This is a genomic window from Bradyrhizobium sp. Rc3b (assembly GCF_900114915.1).
Lineage (GTDB): Bacteria > Pseudomonadota > Alphaproteobacteria > Rhizobiales > Xanthobacteraceae > Bradyrhizobium.
Map to the genome: position 1 here is coordinate 212,525 of NZ_FOUS01000007.1, position 15,874 is coordinate 228,398.

At 65.0% G+C, this 15,874-nt stretch carries 13 protein-coding genes and 1 tRNA gene; 11 read left to right on the forward strand and 3 right to left on the reverse strand.

Annotated elements, in window-relative coordinates; translation table 11 throughout:
* Positions 1-175: 175 nt before the first annotated feature.
* Together BM190_RS18115 and BM190_RS18120 are read right to left on the reverse strand one after the other, a co-directional pair.
* On the reverse strand, positions 176-2,431 hold the full coding sequence (locus BM190_RS18115) for a TonB-dependent siderophore receptor (protein WP_177237144.1): 2,256 nt from the start codon (positions 2,429-2,431) through the stop codon (positions 176-178).
* A gap of 177 nt (positions 2,432-2,608) precedes the next feature.
* Positions 2,609-3,124 carry a MarR family winged helix-turn-helix transcriptional regulator gene (locus tag BM190_RS18120; protein WP_092257331.1) on the reverse strand — a complete coding sequence of 172 codons (516 nt, stop codon included), beginning with the start codon at positions 3,122-3,124 and terminating at the stop codon, positions 2,609-2,611.
* A 215-nt stretch (positions 3,125-3,339) separates the two neighbouring features.
* Between BM190_RS18120 and BM190_RS18125 the strand changes: the two genes are divergently transcribed.
* The 6 genes from BM190_RS18125 (at position 3,340) to pepT (ending at position 8,357) form a co-directional block, all read left to right on the forward strand.
* Complete coding sequence (locus tag BM190_RS18125) at positions 3,340-4,530, forward strand: aromatic ring-hydroxylating dioxygenase subunit alpha (RefSeq protein WP_092257334.1); 1,191 nt, start codon at positions 3,340-3,342, stop codon at positions 4,528-4,530.
* Positions 4,531-4,592: 62 nt separating this feature from the next.
* Complete coding sequence (locus BM190_RS18130; protein ID WP_018320135.1) at positions 4,593-5,888, forward strand: spinster family MFS transporter; 1,296 nt, start codon at positions 4,593-4,595, stop codon at positions 5,886-5,888.
* A 142-nt stretch (positions 5,889-6,030) separates the two neighbouring features.
* Positions 6,031-6,234 (forward strand): hypothetical protein, encoded by a 204-nt coding sequence (locus BM190_RS18135; protein WP_018320134.1) that lies wholly within the window; start codon positions 6,031-6,033, stop codon positions 6,232-6,234.
* A gap of 160 nt (positions 6,235-6,394) precedes the next feature.
* Positions 6,395-6,471, forward strand: a tRNA-Asp gene (locus BM190_RS18140).
* 203 nt (positions 6,472-6,674) lie between these two features.
* Positions 6,675-7,004: an HU family DNA-binding protein gene (locus BM190_RS18145; protein WP_018320133.1), complete on the forward strand. Its 330-nt coding sequence runs from the start codon at positions 6,675-6,677 to the stop codon at positions 7,002-7,004.
* Between the two features lie 102 nt (positions 7,005-7,106).
* Positions 7,107-8,357: a peptidase T gene (gene pepT, locus BM190_RS18150; protein ID WP_092257337.1), complete on the forward strand. Its 1,251-nt coding sequence runs from the start codon at positions 7,107-7,109 to the stop codon at positions 8,355-8,357.
* 61 nt (positions 8,358-8,418) lie between these two features.
* Here the strand turns inward: pepT and BM190_RS18155 are convergent, their stop codons facing one another.
* Positions 8,419-9,306: a hypothetical protein gene (locus tag BM190_RS18155; protein WP_092257340.1), complete on the reverse strand. Its 888-nt coding sequence runs from the start codon at positions 9,304-9,306 to the stop codon at positions 8,419-8,421.
* 350 nt (positions 9,307-9,656) lie between these two features.
* Here BM190_RS18155 and BM190_RS18160 point away from each other — a divergent pair, with 350 nt between their 5' ends.
* From BM190_RS18160 to BM190_RS18180, 5 genes are all read left to right on the forward strand, one after another.
* Positions 9,657-9,878 (forward strand): hypothetical protein, encoded by a 222-nt coding sequence (locus BM190_RS18160; RefSeq protein WP_092257343.1) that lies wholly within the window; start codon positions 9,657-9,659, stop codon positions 9,876-9,878.
* Between the two features lie 120 nt (positions 9,879-9,998).
* Positions 9,999-10,361 carry a hypothetical protein gene (locus BM190_RS18165; protein ID WP_092257347.1) on the forward strand — a complete coding sequence of 121 codons (363 nt, stop codon included), beginning with the start codon at positions 9,999-10,001 and terminating at the stop codon, positions 10,359-10,361.
* 54 nt (positions 10,362-10,415) lie between these two features.
* On the forward strand, positions 10,416-11,690 hold the full coding sequence (gene ihpA / locus BM190_RS18170) for a divalent metal ion exporter subunit IhpA (RefSeq protein WP_092257350.1): 1,275 nt from the start codon (positions 10,416-10,418) through the stop codon (positions 11,688-11,690).
* Positions 11,687-12,661: a divalent metal ion exporter adaptor subunit IhpB gene (gene ihpB, locus BM190_RS18175; RefSeq protein WP_092257353.1), complete on the forward strand. Its 975-nt coding sequence runs from the start codon at positions 11,687-11,689 to the stop codon at positions 12,659-12,661. The genes ihpA and ihpB overlap by 4 nt, the downstream gene beginning before the upstream one ends.
* Complete coding sequence (locus BM190_RS18180) at positions 12,654-15,872, forward strand: efflux RND transporter permease subunit (protein ID WP_092257356.1); 3,219 nt, start codon at positions 12,654-12,656, stop codon at positions 15,870-15,872. The genes ihpB and BM190_RS18180 overlap by 8 nt, the downstream gene beginning before the upstream one ends.
* The last annotated feature ends 2 nt before the right edge of the window (positions 15,873-15,874 follow it).

A 15,874-nucleotide genomic window follows, 5' to 3' on the forward strand; every position in this document is an offset into this window, starting at 1 on the left:
AGGCGATATATTGCAGTCCGGCCGGGGTCCAGCCGCGAGCGCGGCGACGGCGACATCCTGGGCCGTCGCGCGCGCCGCGCTCGGATGAGCTTCGGGCTGGGGGGCATAGCCCGGGAGCTCATCTATCTCGTGAGGAAGAGCGGCGGCGCCAGATGGCGCTGCCCTTTTCCCGCCCTCACCATTTGTAGGAGACGCTGGCGGTGACACGCCGGCGATCGCCGTAGAAGCACGACGTGGCCGACGCGCAGCTCGCGACATAGATCTTGTCGGTCAGGTTGATCACGTTCAGCGCCGTACGCCAGTTCTGCCATTCATAGTGGAGCGCGAGATCGCCGAGCACGACTGCGGGAACTTCGAGGGTGTTTGCAGCATCCGCCCAGGACGGGCCGATGTAACGCACGCCACCGCCAAAGCCGAACCCTTCCAACGGTCCATCCTTGAAGGTGTAGTCGGCCCATCCCGATACCAGAAGCTGGGGCGTATTGGTCGGCGTCTTGCCGACGAGGGTCGGGTCGAGGTCTTTGCTGTTGAAGAGATGATAGGACGTGAAGGCGCCGATGAACTTCAGCTCCTTCGTGGCATTGGCCACCGCTTCCAGCTCGATGCCGCGCGAGGTCACCTCGCCGGTCTGGTTCTGCAAGACCGGAACGCTGCCCGGTAATGTCGTCGCGACGTTTTGACGGACCAAATCGAAAGCCGAAACCGTGAAATAGCCATCGAAGCCTTTTGGCGCGACCTTCACGCCGATTTCGGCCTGCTTGCCGGTCTCCGGCAGGAACAGCTGGTTCGTCGCATTGAGGCCGATGATCGGATTGTAGCTCGTCGAATACGAGACGTAGGGCGCGATGCCGTTGTCGAAATTGTAGATCAGTCCGGCGCGGCCGCTGAACCTGCTGTCGTCACGGCTGGCAACGGTTGCGCCGGTGTCCCGCGCTTCTTGCGTCGTTTCGACCCAGTCATTGCGGCCGCTCAGCACCAGCGTGAAGTTGCCGAGCTTCATCTGGTCCTGGAGATAGGTGCCGGCCTGCTTCTGTGTGATGAGGAAGTTACGGAACGGCGCGCTCGGCAACGCAACCTCGGCTCCCCCATAGGCCGGATTGAAAACGTTGATCGAGGGTACGCCGAATCCGAAGGCTTGATAATCGTCGATCTGGTAGCCTCTCAGATCGACGCCGAACAGCATTGTGTGTCTGACCGGACCGGTGTTGAAGCGATACTCGAGCTGATTATCGAGATTGGCCTGGTTGGCGGTGTTCTTCGCGTACCAATTATATCGTCCCATCGTGGCGGTGTTGATGCTGTCCCAACCGTTGCCGACATAGCCGCGGTAGCTGATGTCGACATGCGCAAAGCGGGCGTTCTGGCGGAACGTCAGGTCGTCGGTAAGATTGCGCTCGAACTGATAGCCCAGCATCTCCTGCTCGCGCGTGAATTTGTCGACGGTTGGATCTCCGACGAAGAAGCTCGTGGGAATCTTGCCGAACGGCGCGTTCGTCACCGTGCCCTGGTAGGGCAGGAAGTTGATGCCGCGGGTGTCCTGCTTCGAGGCAGACGCAAGCACCGTGAAGCTCGTGTCGGCATCCGGCTTCCACGTGAACGACGGTGCGATGAAGTAGTTGTTGTCCGGCGTGAAGTTGACCTGCGTGCCGCCGTTCTGGACCTGGCCGACCACGCGCGCGAACAGTTTGCCGTTCTCGGGGCTCGTCGCGACCGGACCGCCCATGTCGAAACTGACATAGGCATTGCCGAAATTATTGACGCCGGCCTCGATGTAGCGGATCGGCTCGGCCGGCGGCATCTTGCTGATGACGTTGACGATGCCGCTCGGGCTTGATCCCCCGTAAAGCACCGCCGACGGACCGCGCAATACCTCGACCCGCTCCATGTTGGGGGTCTGCAGTTTCCAGCTGGCATAGGACGTGTAGAACAGCTGCATGCCGTCGAGAAACAGTCCGATGTCCTCGGACTTGAAGCCGCGGATCAACCACCAGTCGTTGCGGGTATCCGTGCCGAAAGTCCCTGCGCGCACGCCGGCAGTGTAGCGCAGGACCTCATCGAGCTTGTTGGGCTTCTGGTCGCGGATCTGCTCGGCGCCGATGACGGACACTGACTGCGGCGTCTCGATGATCGGCGTGTTGGTCTTGGTGCCGGACGAACTGCGACCCGCGACGTAGCCGTTCACTGGGCCGCGCGGCGTCTCGACGAAGCCGACGTTGCGCTGCGGCTGCGGCCTGTTCCTGTTGGCGATCTGCTCCGACGACCGCGGCGCACGGCGCTGAGGGGTCGTGGTCGCGCGGCGGCGCGCTTCCGGCGCGGTGACGGTCACCGGCGGCAGGCTCGCTGCGCCACCCTGCGCGGACGATTGTGCAAGCGATGCCTGCGGCATCAAAACCCAAGCGGATGCGGTCGCCAGCACGGCCGACCGCAGCATTCCAAGACTGTTCAACGCGCCACCCCAAAGCTGCATGTTCGATGCGTCATGCCGCCTGTCCCCGGACGGCATGCGCTTGGAGGTGACGCTTATGGGAGCGCGCGAGAATTCCCTAATTGAAAGCTTCTTAGAAAGACTCTTAGAAGCGATCCAACATGTTCAGAGATTGCTGGATGATCAGCGCGCGTTCTTCTCGCTCTCGAGCATCTCGGCGGCGATCGCCGTGAGCTGGTCGACCTGCCCCAGCAGCGTGTGGAACTCGGCTTCGCTCAGCTGTTCCAGCAGGCGCCGATTGCGCTCCTGCGCGCCCTCGACGATCGCATCATGCGCGGCGAGCCCCGCTGGGGTCAGCGAGATCAGCACCTCGCGGCTATCTTTCGGATTCGCGGTCTTTGCGATCAGCTTGCGCGAGAGCAGATTGGCCAGCGCGCGGCTGATCTGTCCCTTGTCCTGGCCGACGGCTTCAGCGAGCCGCGCCACGCTCATCGGCGGCCGGCGGCCCAGCGAGGCGACGAGACCGAACTCGACCGAGGACAATCCGGTGAGGCGCTTGTAGCGCAGGATCGCGCCGCGCTTGAGCAGATTGGCAAGCACCATCAGTCGCGACGACAGCATCACGGTGATCGGGGCCGACGGTTCGCTCTCGTCCGCTGCGGGCGACGTCGCCCCGCCCCTGCTCTCGGTCTGGCTCATGATCCACCTCTGCCAAGAAAGCCCAAGCCTGCCAAGCCCGACGCTGCCAAGTCCGGGCCTGCCAAGTCCGAGCCTGCCAAGCCCGGCCGGACGCTTCATCAAATGCGATTAAGAGGCATTTGGAAGATCGTTGACATTGTCATCGAATTATCTTTCACTGGATCCAAGGTGCCGAAAAGGCCCGGCCATCACGGCCAAAGCGGGAGGAACCAGGTATGACCATCACCCAGCGGGATCGTGACCTCGGCACGGCCTACGCGATGAAGCCGGCGCATACCCGCACTGAGCTCACCTCGGTCGCGCGCGGCACGCCGATGGGCGAGCTGCTGCGCCGTTACTGGCACCCGGTCGGGCTCGTCGGTGACGCCACCGACACACCTAAGAAGGTGCGCGCGCTCGGCGAGGATCTGGTGCTGTTCCGCGACAGGCATGGCCGCGCCGGCCTGTTGCACGCCCGATGCTGCCACCGCGGCACCACGCTCTACTATGGCAAGGTCGAGGAGGACGGCATCCGTTGCTGCTATCACGGCTGGAAGTTCGACACCGAGGGCCACTGCCTGGAGCAGCCCTGCGAGCCCGACGGCGGCCAGTTCAAGGACAAGGTGCGCCAGCCCTGGTATCCGGTCGAGGAACGCTACGGCCTGATCTTCGCCTATATGGGCCCGGCCGAGAAACGCCCGGTGCTGCCGGCTTACGAATGCCTGGAGACAATGGACGACGGTGAGCTGGTCGAGGCCGATGATTCCTCGATCGGCGGCGGTGGCCCCGCCATCATCCCCTGCAACTGGCTGCAGCATTTCGAGAACGTGGTCGATCCCTATCACGTGCCGGTGCTGCACGGCTCGTTCTCGGGACCGCAATTCACCAACATGATGGCGTCGATCCCTGAGGTGAAGTTCGAGAAATCACCGCGCGGCGTCCTCGTGCGCTCCGAGCGCAAGCAGGACGACGGCAAGGTGTTCTATCGCGTCAGCGAGGCTGCGCTGCCGACGCTGCGCGTCGTGCCGAACCCGCGCGTCGCGCAGTTCGCGCGCGTCGAGTCGATCGGCTGGGTGCTTCCGATCGACGATGGCTCCTTCCGGATCTACGTCGCCGGCCGCGTCAAGAACTCCGGCGACATCAGCCGCATGCGCTCGAAGTTCAACGGCAAGTTCTGGTGGGACATGACCGAGCAAGAGCACCAGCAATTTCCGGGCGACTATGAGGCCCAGGTCGGCCAGGGCGAGGTGACGATCCATTCCGAGGAACATTTCGGCCAAAGCGACCGCGGGATCCTCATGATCCGGCGCATGCTGAGCGACCAGCTCGACGCACTCGCCGCAGGCCGCGACCCGATCGGCGTCTCGTTCGATGCCAGCGCGCCGCCGGTCGACTTCGAAGCGGGGAATTACATCCGCGAAGGCTGACCTTCCAGCCGCTACTTCCGGGCTGGACCATTAACGACAATAAACACAAATTGGGGGAAGCGATGGTCGATGTGACGTCACAGATGTCGGTGCAAACGGCTGCCGCGGCAAAGCCCCCGGCGCGGCGCTATTACGTGCTGGGGCTGCTCACCATCATCTACGCGCTGAACTTTCTCGACCGCACGATCTTCAACGTCCTGATCGAGCCGATCAAGAAGGAGTTTGCGCTCAGCGACACCATGATGGGCCTGCTCGCGGGCTTCGGCTTTGCGCTGTTCTATTCCCTGCTCGGCATTCCCATCGCGCGCGTCGCCGACCGGCTCAACCGGCGCAACATCGTGGCCGTCGCCTTTGCATTCTGGAGCGCGATGACGGCGCTGTGCGGCGCGGCCACCAGCGTAACCTCGCTGGCACTGGCGCGCATCGGCGTCGGCATCGGCGAATCCGCCGGCTCTCCCGCCTCGCAGTCGATCGTCGCCGATCTCTTCGCCAAGAACGAGCGCCCGCGCGCGCTCGGCATCTACGCCATCGGCACCTATCTCGGCGTCTTCCTCGGCTATTTCGTCGGCGGCTACGTCAACCAGCACTATGGCTGGCGGATGGCCTTCTATGTCGCCGGCCTGCCCGGCATCCTGCTCGCACTGGTGCTGTGGCTGACGATCTCCGAGCCGAAGCGCGGCGCGATGCAGGAGAGCTTCGTGCCCGAGCCGCTCGGGCCAACGCTACGTTTCCTGGCGTCGCAGCGCAGCTTCATCATCGTCCTGATCGGCTTCTGCCTCACCACCTACACGAACTACGCCACCGCGGCCTGGATCCCGCCGTTCCTGGCGCGCGTGCACCATCTGTCGAGCGCGGAGATCGGCACCTATGCCGGCACCTTCAAGGGCCTCGCCGGCATGGCCGGTACCCTGCTCGGCGGCTTCGTGGTGGCGCAAGTCAGCCGCCGCGACGACCGCTGGAAGCTGTGGGCGCCTGCGATCACCTCGGGCCTCGCGGGCCCGGTGTTCGCGCTGTGCATGCTGACGCAGGATTTTGCGATGATGGTCGCCATGCTGGCGCTGACCTCGTTCCTGGTCGGCTTCCATCTCGGCCCGATCTTCGCGATCGCGCAGACGGTGGCCAAGCCCAGCATGCGCGCGCTCGCTTCCGCGCTGATTGCGCTCACCGCCACCTGCTTCGGCCAGGGCGTCGGCCCGCTCGCGGTCGGCATGGTCAATGACGCGCTGAAGGGCAGTTATGGCGCAGAGGCCGTGCGCTATTCCCTGCTCTCGGCGGCGGTCACGACCACGCTCGGCGCCCTCTTGTTCATCTGGGCCGCCCGCGCGATCCGGGACGACATCGGCCGGGCCGCGGCCTGAGATCGACCCGGTGGGCCCGCCCGGCAAAACCAGCCGGGCGGCGAGATGAAACCATTTTGCGGAACCCGCGAAACCATCCGGAAACAGATGGTCCTTAAGACATGAGCCTACAGACGGCGGCAAAGCCCGTCGGGAGGCTCAGATGAACCACTCAATTCACTCTGCTGATCGTGCGACCCACCTGAAGATCGTGGTGGTGGCGCTGGTGGCTGGCATCACAGTGGCGGCCTTCGGCATCGCAGCCCGCACCAATGCCGATTACAGTCAGACCGCCCAGTCCACCCACGTCATCAAGGCCGGCAAGCCGGTGGTGGTGACGAGCGCGGGCACGTCCGAGATTCGCTGATACGTCCTCTTCCGGGCTGACCGATGGCCGCCTCCGGGCGGCCTTTTTCGTTTTCCAGAGCAATGCTTAGCCGAGTTGCACCGGTGAAGCGCAACGTCCTTGACTTCACTCAGCCCCGCCTTTAATTCCCCCCTCGTTCCGCGCGCATCGAGCGAACCACGCGGGAGTAGCTCAGTTGGTTAGAGCGCCGGCCTGTCACGCCGGAGGTCGCGGGTTCGAGCCCCGTCTCTCGCGCCATTTTGGCAATCCCTTCATAGTCTTAGCTTGAACTTCTAGACTTCCGCCGCATCTGCGCCGGCGATTGCCTGCCGCTGGCGGGAACTCTCGGCATAGTCAGCCCGCGCCCGAATCGTCTACGTCTCAAAGGACTTAGAGGGATCCCCACCCATTCTCGGCTTTTCCAGGGATACCCTGTCATTGGACAACCGAGGAGGCCAGTCATGGCTAAGAAGGATCCGGCCAAGAAGGATTCGACAAAGAAGGCAGCCGCTCCCGCCACCATTACGCTCAAGCACCTCGCCGCCGATATCGCCGAGAGCCAGGAGCTGTCGAAAAAGCGCGCCGAGGCGGTCCTGACCGACATGGTCGATTTGATCGCCAAGCACCTTAGGAAGGGCGACCGGGTCCGCATCGTCGGGCTCGGCATCCTCCAGGTCCGCAAGCGCGCCGCCCGCACCGGCCGCAATCCCGCCACCGGCGAGCCGATCCACATCAAGGCCAGCAAGAAGGTTACCTTCCGTCCGGTCAAGGAACTGAAAGAGGCAATCTGAGGCTACCCTTCGTTAAGCCTGATCCCACCTCCTTCCTGCCGCAACGCGGCCCGCTTTTCTGGTATACCGGCTGCTTCCCTGACCCCGGCGGTTTGACCAGAAATGTCCTCCCTCACCTTTTCGCATACCGTGACCGAGCGCTTCCTGCGCTACGTCACCATCGACACCCAGTCCGATCCGGAATCCCCTCGCTCGCCCTCGACCGAGAAGCAGAAGGATCTCGGCCGCGTGCTCGCCGCCGAGCTCAAGGCCATGGGCGTCGCCGACGCGCATCTCGACGATTACGGCTACGTCTACGGAACGATCCCGGCCACCACGGACAAGAAGGTGCCGGTGATCTGCTTCTGCTCGCACATGGACACTTCGCCCGACGTCACCGGCAAGGACGTCAAGCCGCAAGTTCTGAAGAACTATCGCGGCGGTGACATCACCCTGCCAGGCGATGCCAGCCAGGTGATCCGCTTCACTGAGCACCCTGCGCTGAAGAACCAGATCGGCAACGACATCATCACCACCGACGGCACCACGCTGCTGGGCGCCGACAACAAGGCGGGCGTTGCCGAGATCATGGATGCCGCGCACTTCTTCATCAACAACCCCGATGTGAAGCACGGCACCATCAAGATCCTGTTCACGCCGGACGAGGAGATCGGCCGCGGCGTCGACAATGTCGATCTGAAGAAGCTCGGCGCCGATTTCGGTTACACCATGGACGGCGAAAGCGCCGGCTGCGTCGAGGACGAGACCTTCTCGGCCGACGGCGCCACCATCACCATCAACGGCGTCAGCGCCCATCCCGGCTACGCCAAGGGCAAGATGGAGCACGCGATCAAGATCGCGGCCGCCATCGTCGAACGGCTGCCGAAGGAAGGCTGCTCGCCGGAGACGACCTCGGGCAAGCAGGGCTTTTTGCATCCGATCGGCATCGAGGGCGCGCTGGAGCAGGCAAGACTCTCTTTCATCGTCCGCGACTTCACCGAGGAAGGACTGAAGGAGAAGGAGGTCCTGCTCGAGACCATCGTCAAGGACGTGATGAAAGACTATCCGCGCTCGACCTACACGTTCGAGGTGCGGGAGCAGTACCGCAACATGAAGCAGGTGATCGACCGTCACCCGCACGTGCTCGAATACGCCATCGAGGCGATCCGCCGCGCCGGCCTGCGCCCGATGCGCACCGCGATCCGCGGCGGCACCGACGGCTCGCGCCTGTCCTTCATGGGCCTGCCCTGCCCCAACATCTTTGCCGGCGAGCACGCGTTTCATTCGCGGCTCGAATGGGTCAGCCGGCAGGACATGGAAAAGGCCGTGCAGACCATCGTGCATCTGGCGATGATCTGGGAGGAGAAGGCCTGACGCCCCCCATGGTTATGCATGCCGAAATGGCCGGGCTTGCCGCTCGGCCATTGCTTTGGAGCTACGGCACCGGCATTGCGCGCGGATTGCGATGGAAGCGATTTGAGCTCGCCATCCAATTCGGCAATGGTTCTCCATCGCGGTGTCGTCCGCCGGCCACCGCCGCCGCCCACGCCACCGCGGCACCGATCAGGGTCGCGGCCGCGACCGAGAACGCCACGATGATCGAGTTGCGCCGCGCACGGTTGATGGCGGTCTTGGAGTCCGCGATCAGCGCATCGACCCGCCGTTCGGCGTCGGGGGCCTGCAGCCCCGTCAGACCAGCAACCTGCTGCACCAGATAGGCTCGGTCGTCGGTGCTGACTCCGCTATGGCTGGACGACGTCATCAGAATCCGTCCCGCCTCAGCGCGTGCCTCCCTCAGATCGATGTTTGGGGCGCGACGCGGCGCGCGGAACAGCTTGTCGAGCTCATAGCTGAGCAGCGGCTCGGCCGCGGACGTATTGCTTGCCGAGCTGCGCATCGGCGAACGGTCGATCGCGGCAGCGCCGAGCAGCGCGAGCAGAGCCGCGCCAGCCAGCACGGCCAGGGCCCAGGAGGTCAGCCCGTGCAGGCCGTCCCGTCGTTCGCCATCGTCTTCGATCGTCGCCAGCGCGGGCGCCGGTCGCGTCGTCCGGCCGGCGATGTAGCCGCCGAACCCGAAGCTGATGATCGCCTGAATGATCAGGTACAGCCCGGACAGCAGCGCCAGCGCCACCGAGGCATCGCGCCATGTCGGCGAGGCTGAACTGACACCCAGGCCGACCGCGACGCCAAAGCCGATCAGGATAAACGACATTGCACCGGCGGCGAGAGCGCCTGCGAACACCGAGCTCCACTGGATGGTCCGGCGGTTGTCGGACGCCGCCCCGCCGCCCTCCATCATGTCTTCCCGTACGAGCGTTTCCATTGCCGTTCTCTCAGCGCAGGCCGAAGAACGACAGGATCGCCATGATCACGACGATCAGGCCGATCAGATAAATCAGTCCGTCCATAGTCCCATCCTCCTCAAACATTCCTGATCGCTAATCGGGACGAATGAGGAACGTTCCTAATTCGGCATCGAAGTGCGGAACGAACCGGCCCGATGCGCATTGTCTGCTCAAGTCCCAAGGATGAAGATTGTGAGCACGAAGGCCTCAGCCGGTCAGCCCCGGGCTGGGGCCTTCCTTTTGCGTTTCCTGTCCTATGTTAACGACGCCGGCTCTGCGATCATAAAGGATGCCACCGGGGCGGAACCTCCGGATCGGGGAGAGCCGCGTGGACCGCAGAACGGCGTGCCTTCATCAGGCAGATGCATTTCGGGAAAAGGCGATCGCCGATCCCGAACAGCACGACAGATGGATCGATGAAGCCATCAAATGGCTGGAGCGGGCGATGGAAGCCGGCCGTTGCGCAATCGTCCCGGCCGAGGACGGCGACACCGGCGATCTTCCAGAAGCGGCAGCCGACGCTCAACTGGGCCTGATCACGCGCCAATGAGAAGCGCTGGCATTTGCGGCCAGCACTGCGGCAATTCTTCAAGGGACGTAACAATGTTGCGGGTCGACACTGTTCCCGCCCCCATGCTAGGCCGGCACAGACCGCAACCAGAGTGACGTCGTGCCCGCGAACCGCCAGCCCTCAGGAACTTGCCGCCGGCGCAATTGGCGCGGGCTCCTGTCTGTGCTGATCGCGGTCGTCTATCTGCTCGCGGGCGCGCTGCATGGCTCGCACGACATCGACGTCACCACGCCCGGCGGCGGCTCGGAGATCGCCGCGGTCCTTGATGGCCCCACGGGCCATGGTGACCACAAGGCCATCGGCGGACATCATTGCCATGGCTGCTTCTCGCTGACCGTGACACAGCCGGCGCCTGCGGCCGCATCGGTCGCGCTTGCAGCTGCATCGAGCCCGCAGCATGCGCCCCGGCTCGCCGGAATTACCCCCGATACCGATTCTCCGCCTCCCAAACATATTGCCTGAACGGATTGGTCGGGCGTGCGCGCCCATTAGGTTCATCCTTCACAGGTCGGTTTTATGTTTCGCAGGAGAATGGCCGCGCGCCTGGCGTGCGCGGTGGCGTGTCTGATTGCCGGATCGGCGATTGCGCCGTCGCACGCCCAGACTTTGACGATGCGAAGCGCGCTGTCGCGCGCGCTGGCCGCGAGCCCACGGCTGACGGCGGCGGAGCGCGACGTCGGCATCGCCACGGGCCAACGGATCCAGGCCGGCGCCCTGTTCAATCCGGAGCTGTCTTACGAGCAGGACGATTCATTCGGTTCCGGCAAGTACCGCGGGACGCGTTCGGCCGAGACCACGCTCCAGATCAGCCAGGCCTTCGAGCTGTTCGGCAAGCGCGACGCGCGGATCGCCGCCGGCGCGGCCGGTATCGAGGTCGCCGCGATCCAGCGCAAGGCGGTGAGGCTGGAGGTGCTGTCGGAGACTGCGATCGCCTTCCTCAGCGTGCTCGGCGCGCAGCGGCGCATCCAGATCCTCGACGAGCAGATTGCCGCGATCGACCGCTTGACGCCGCTCTTGCGCCGTCGCGTCGAGGCCGGCGCCTCCTCGCCGGCGGAGACCGGCCGCGCCGAAGTCGCCTCCGCCCTGGTGAAGGCCGATCGCGAGCGCTTCAAAGCAACGCTGGCCAGCGCCCGGCGCGAGCTTGCGGTGCTGATGGGCGAGGCATCCGCGAAATTCGGCGAGGTCTCCGGCCGGCTCGACACCATGGGCAAGCCGCCGACGTTCCAGTCGGTGGTCGCCGCCATCGACGCCAATCCGCAGCTGGTGCGCTGGACCGCGGTCTTCGCCCAGCGCAATGCCGAGCTCTTGCTGGCACGGCTCAAGCCCTATCCGGACGTGCGGATCGCGGCCGGATGGCGTCACTATAACGAGACCAATGACGATGCGGTGCGGCTCTCCCTCTCGGTGCCGATCCCCGTGTTCGACCAGAACCAGGGCAACATCCTCTCGGCGCAGGAAAGCCTCGCCAAGACCAAGGCCGAGCGCGAGGCCAACCGCAACGCGCTGATCGTGATTGCCGGCCGCGCCTACGACTCGCTCCAGGGCTCGCTGCGCGAGCTCGCGGTGCTGCGCGAGACCGCGATCCCCAAGGCCGTCGAGGCGTCCGAGGCGATCTCGCAAGGCTACGGCCAGGGCCGCTTCACCCTGCTCGAGGTGCTCGACGCGCAGGCGAGTGTCACCCAGGCGCGGCTGCGCGAGCAGGAGGCGCTTCAGAATTTCCACGCAGGCGTTGCGACCATCGAAGGCCTCGTCGGCAATCCCTTCACGCTGGCGCGGGAGAGCGCACGATGAAGACGTCCTCCACCATTCTCGTCGCCATCGTTGCCGCCGCCCTCGGCGCTTACGGCTATTCCCTGCTCGGGCCGGCCACGCCCGCGCATACCGAGCACACTGAGCATTCCGAAAAGAAGCCGAACGACCATGTCGAGCAGGATGAGCATGGCGCCGACCGCATCCGCATCTCCGACGTCAAGCTGGCAGCCGCAGGCGTCACGCTGGCCGAAGCCGCGAGCGCGACCCTGACCGACACGCTCGCCTTCAACGGCATTCTGCGCGCCAACCAGGAAGCCGTGGTGCAGGTGACGCCGCGCTTTCCGGGCCTCGCCAAATCGATCCAGAAGCGCATCGGCGACAAGGTCGGCAAGGACGATCTGCTCGCCGCGATCGAGAGCAACCAGAGCCTCACCGTCTACGAGCTGAAGGCGCCCATAGCCGGAACCATCATTGAGCGGCAGATCTCGCTCGGCGAATACGCCTCCGAGCAGAAGCCGGCCTTCGTCGTCGCCGACCTCTCCACCATCTGGGTCGACCTGTCGATCTACCGGCAGGACCTCCGGCGCGTCCACCTCAACGACGAGGTGCTGATCGATCCCGACGATGGCCGCGGCGAAATCAAGGGCACGATCTCCTACATGGCGCCGATCGGCTCCAGCGAGACCCAGACCGCGCTTGCACGCGTGGTGCTGCAAAATCCGGACGGCCGCCTGCGGCCCGGCCTGTTCGTCACGGCACGGCTGATCCTCGCCGCACGCAACGTCGCGGTCGCCGTGCGCAGGAGCGCGATCCAGACGCTGGAGAACCGGACCATCGTGTTCGTTCGCGAGGACGGCGACAAGATCGAGGCACGCCCGGTCGAAACAGGCGATTCCGATCCGCGCCATGTCGAGATCAAGGCGGGTCTGTCGGCCGGCGAGCACTACGTTGCCGAGAACAGCTTCGTCGTGAAGGCGGAGATGGGCAAGGGTGAGGCCGAACATGATTGAGCGCCTGATCGCCGTCTCGCTGCATCAGCGCTGGCTGATCCTGCTGTTCGCGCTCGGCGCCATCGCTTTCGGGACCTGGAATTTCCAGCGCCTCCCGATCGACGCGGTGCCTGACATCACCAACGTCCAGGTCCAGATCAACACCCGCGCGCCCGGCTATTCGCCGCTCGAAACCGAGCAGCGCATCACCTTCCCGGTCGAGACCGCGATGGGCGGCCTGCCCAAGCTCGACTACACCCGCTCGCTGTCGCGCTACGGCCTCAGCCAGGTGACGGTCGTCTTCAAGGACGGCACCGACATCTTTTTCGCCCGCCAGCTCGTCGGCGAACGCATCCAGCAGGTCAAGGACCAGCTTCCGGCGGGCGTCGAGGTCGCGATGGGTCCGGTCTCGACCGGGCTCGGCGAGATCTTCATGTACACCGTCGAAGCGAAAGCGGGCGCCAAGACGCAAAGCGGTCACGACTATTCGTTGACCGATTTGCGCACCGTGCAGGACTGGATCATCAAGCCGCAGCTTCGCAACGTGCCAGGGGTGATCGAGGTCAACACCATCGGCGGCTTCGAGCGGCAATTCCACGTGCTGCCGGACCCGGGCAAGCTGATGGCCTACCGGCTCGGCTTTCGCGACGTCATGACGGCGCTCGCCGCCAACAACGCCAATGTCGGCGCCGGCTATATCGAGCGCAACGGCGAGCAATATCTGGTTCGCTCGCCGGGCCAGGTCGGCAATATCAGCGAGATCCAGGACATCGTCATCGGCTCGCGCGGCGGCAATCCCGTCCGGATCAGGGACGTCGCGACCGTCACGGAAGGCCGCGATCTGCGCACGGGCGCCGCAACGCGCGATGGCGAGGAGACCGTGCTTGGCACCGCCATGCTGCTGATCGGCGAGAACAGCCGCACCGTGGCACGCCGCGTCGCGGCCCGTCTGGAGGACATCGCCAAATCGCTGCCCGATGGCGTCGTGACGCGAACCGTCTATGACCGCACCGATCTGGTCGAAGCCACCATCCGCACGGTCAAGAACAACCTCCTCGAGGGCGCGGCGCTGGTGGTGGCCGTGCTGTTCCTGATCCTCGGCAACATCCGCGCCGCGCTCGTGGTAGCCTGCGTCATTCCACTGTCCATGGCGATGACGATCACCGGCATGGTCGAGACAAAGGTCAGCGCGAACCTGATGAGCCTCGGGGCGATCGACTTCGGCATCATCGTCGACGGTGCCGTGATCATCGTCGAGAATTGCCTGCGCATGCTGGCCGCGGCCCAACGCGAGAAAGGCGGCTTGCTCACGACCTCCGAGCGGCTGCGCGCGATCCTGCGCGGGTCGAGCGAGGTGATCAAGCCGAGCCTGTTCGGAACGCTGATCATCGCGGTGGTCTATCTGCCCGTGCTGACGTTGACGGGCGTCGAGGGCAAGATGTTCACGCCGATGGCGTTGACCGTGCTGATGGCGCTGGGCGCAGCCGTGCTGTTCTCGATCACCTTCGTGCCGGCGGCCGTCGCCATCTTCGTCACCGGCAAAGTGTCCGAGCACGAAAACCTGTTCATGCGGATCGCCAAGCGCGCCTATCTCCCCCTGCTCCGCTTTGCCATCGACAACCGGCTCGCGGTCGCCGTCATGGCTGCATTCATCGTGGTGGCAAGCGGCATCGCCGCTTCGCGGATGGGCGGCGAGTTCATTCCAAGCCTGGACGAAGGCGACGTGGCGCTGGCCTCGATCCGGATTCCCGGCACCAGTCTGACGCAATCGCTGGACCTGCAGAAGGCGCTGGAAAAGCGCATCACGCAGATTCCGGAGGTGAAGGAGTTCTTCACCCGCATCGGCACCGCCGAGATCGCCACCGACCCGATGTCGCCGGCGCAGACCGACGGCTACATCATGCTGAAGCCGCGCAGCGAATGGCCTGACCCGGGCAAATCGAAATCGGAGGTGATCGAAGCCATCGACAAGGCCGCCGACGACATTCCCGGCAGCGCCTATGAGATCTCCCAGCCGATCCAGTTCCGCGTCAACGAGCTGATCTCGGGGGTGCGCAGCGACGTCGGCGTCAAGATCTTCGGCGATGACCTCGACATCCTGCAAGGCGCAGCCAAGCAGGTCGAGGCCGCGATCCGCGGCATCCGGGGCGCCAGCGACGTCAAGATCGAGCAGGTCGCAGGGCTTCCGATCCTCACCGTCCGTCTCGATCGCCAGGCGCTCGCCCGCTACGGCCTCAGCGTCGGTGAGGTGCAGGGCATCGTCGAGATCGCGGTCGGCGGCAAATCGGCCGGCAAGCTGTTCGAGGGCGATCGCCGCTTCGACATCGTGGTTCGCCTGCCGGAGCATTTGCGTGGCAATCTCGAGGCGATCCGGGCGATCCCGATCCCGCTGCCGCCCGGCGAGGACGCAGCAACCGGCACGGCCGTTCGCACCGCGCTGTCCGCCTCCCCGCTCACCCAGATGCGCTATGTGCCGCTGTCGTCGGTCGCAACCGTCGATGCGACGCCCGGCCCGAACCAGATCAGCCGCGAGAACGGCAAGCGGCGCATCGTCGTCACCGCCAATGTCCGCGCGCGCGACCTCGGCTCCTTCGTCACCGAAGCCGAGACGGCCGTCGCCGAGAAGGTCAAGCTACCTCCGGGCTACTGGATCGGCTGGGGCGGCCAATTCGAGCAATTGGTCTCCGCGACAAAACGACTGATGATCGTGGTGCCGGTGGCGCTTCTGCTGGTGTTCCTGCTGCTGTTCATGGGCATGGGATCGGCGGCGGACGCGGCGCTGGTGTTTTCCGGCGTGCCGCTGGCGCTGACCGGCGGCGTCGCCGCGCTCTTGCTGCGCGGCATTCCCCTGTCCATCAGCGCCGGTGTCGGCTTCATCGCGCTGTCGGGCGTCGCCGTCCTCAACGGCCTCGTCATCATCGCCTTCATCGAGCGGCTGCGCAGCGAGGGGCGACCCCTCGTGGAGGCCGTGCGCGAAGGCGCGCTGACGCGGCTGCGCCCGGTGCTGATGACGGCGCTGGTCGCCTCGCTCGGCTTCGTGCCGATGGCGCTTGCGACCGGTGCCGGCGCCGAGGTGCAGCGGCCGCTGGCGACCGTGGTGATCGGCGGCATCATCTCCTCGACCGTGCTGACATTGCTGGTGCTGCCCGCGCTCTACGTGCTGTTCCGCCGTGACGCCGCAAACGAAACGCCTACAATGGCGCCTGATTTGGCGACGTCCGGGGAGCGCTAGAA